Origin of the sequence: Maribacter sp. 4G9, from assembly GCF_002742265.1 — a bacterium.
GTDB lineage: Bacteria > Bacteroidota > Bacteroidia > Flavobacteriales > Flavobacteriaceae > Maribacter.
Genome location: NZ_MDGL01000165.1, coordinates 1 through 625 on the forward strand (window position 1 = coordinate 1; position 625 = coordinate 625).

The following is a 625-nucleotide window of genomic DNA, read 5'->3' on the forward strand; positions in this document are numbered from 1 at the left end:
TGCCGGGTTGCCCCATTCGGATATCCGCGGATCATATCGTATGTGCCGATCCCCGCGGCTTTTCGCAGCTTATCACGTCCTTCCTCGCCTCTGAGAGCCTAGGCATTCCCCATACGCCCTTTTCCAGCTTGTCGCCTTTCCTTTTCTACTTTTGTACTCTGTTCGTACTCTTTACTCTATATATAAAGATTCGTGTTTCTTTCTTTTTTAGGTATACAATAAGAACAATCTTATTATATCCTGTCCCAATATGTCAATGAACTTGTGGCGAGTCGCCAACAACAATTACAAATAATGTATTTGTGGCTCCTCATGCTATACTTTAAAGACGAGCAAATCATCTCCAAGCATTGCTTGGTGGAGAATATCGGAGTCGAACCGATGACCTCCTGCGTGCAAGGCAGGCGCTCTAGCCAGCTGAGCTAATCCCCCAGTTAGTTGATCGTTGTTCGTTGTTAGTTGACAGCTTCACCATCAACCATCAACCAAGAACCAACAACTAGTTTGTCTCAACTTCCAGAATTTCCAATACTTCAAAACAATGAACGTTGCCCGGATCCCCTTAAAAGGCCCGTGGGCTCCTTAGTAGTCCCAGGCAGACTTGCTTCGACTGCGCTCAGCACAG

At 46.2% G+C, this 625-nt stretch carries 1 tRNA gene and 1 rRNA gene; both read right to left on the reverse strand.

The window, feature by feature from the left end:
• Positions 1 to 134 (reverse strand): 23S ribosomal RNA (locus tag BFP75_RS17110); the annotation flags it as partial.
• A gap of 221 nt (positions 135 to 355) precedes the next feature.
• Positions 356 to 432: transfer RNA gene (locus BFP75_RS17115), tRNA-Ala, on the reverse strand.
• Positions 433 to 625 lie beyond the last annotated feature (193 nt).